The 1,015-nt window shown below is 34.0% G+C and carries 1 protein-coding gene and 1 pseudogene; both read left to right on the top strand.

Annotated elements, in window-relative coordinates:
* Positions 1 to 618: hypothetical protein (locus EKL98_RS17800; protein WP_394343496.1), on the top strand; the 618-nt coding region annotated here is incomplete at its 5' end.
* A gap of 48 nt (positions 619 to 666) precedes the next feature.
* Positions 667 to 1,015 (top strand): annotated as a pseudogene (locus tag EKL98_RS17420) (SUMF1/EgtB/PvdO family nonheme iron enzyme); the annotation flags it as partial.

The raw sequence follows: 1,015 nt of genomic DNA, 5'->3' as shown, positions 1-1,015 counted from the left end.
ACTGCGACTGGATTGAATTCATTATATACCAATTCATCTGGTTATGAAAATACTGGTGGTGGTAGTGAAGCACTTTATTCAAATACCACAGGATTTCAAAATACCGCAAACGGATTTTATTCATTGGCTTCAAACACCACTGGAAGCCAAAATACTGGTATAGGTTATGGCGCAAATGTTTCAGCAGGTAATTTAACAAATGCTACAGCAATTGGTAATGGATCAATTGTTGGCGCTAGTAATACTATTCAATTAGGAAACACTTCGGTTACCAACGTAAATACTAGCGGTTCCATTACTGCAAATGCAGAAATTAGTTCAGAAATAACATCAGGTTTTACTATTGATAGTTCTAATGCGGAACAGTTTAAAGGTAAAGTATTGATTTGTAATCCAAGTAATGAAATTACAATTACTTTCAGCAACGATTTACCATTAGGATTCAATTGTATGGTACTCCAAAAAAGTAGTGATGCCAATAAAATTAATTTTGTTGGAGGTTCTGGAGTAAGTATGAAAAACAGAAATAACTTTACTGCTACAGCAGGGAATTATGCTATTGCCACTATTGTAAATATTGGTGGAAGTATAATCGTTACTGCTGGAGATATGCAATAAATAAAATAAATTTAAAAAGAATAACACACCCAATAAATCAATACTAAAATGAAAAAAACAACTTTAATTACGTTTCTATTTCTAGCCTTTAGTTTTCAAAGCTATGCAAATAATTTAATTGTGGGAACACCAATAATTAGTGGAAACACACTTACATTTACTATTAAATGGGATAATAGTTGGTACGTTACTACTGGTCCATCAAATTGGGATGCCGTTTGGATTTTTGTTAAAAGACAATCCTGTGTAAGCGGAGGATCAAGTCCTTGGATACACGGTCAATTGGCAGCAAGTGGACAATCGGTTACAGGTTCTGAACTTCAAATAGATTTGGCATCTGATAATAAGGGTGTCTTTATTAGAAGATCGGCTGCAGGGATGGGAAATATTACTCAAG

The sequence above is a fragment of the Flavobacterium bomense genome (genome assembly GCF_003970355.1).
Note: the sequence above shows the minus strand (reverse complement) of the source record. Positions and strands in the feature narration are given on the sequence as shown.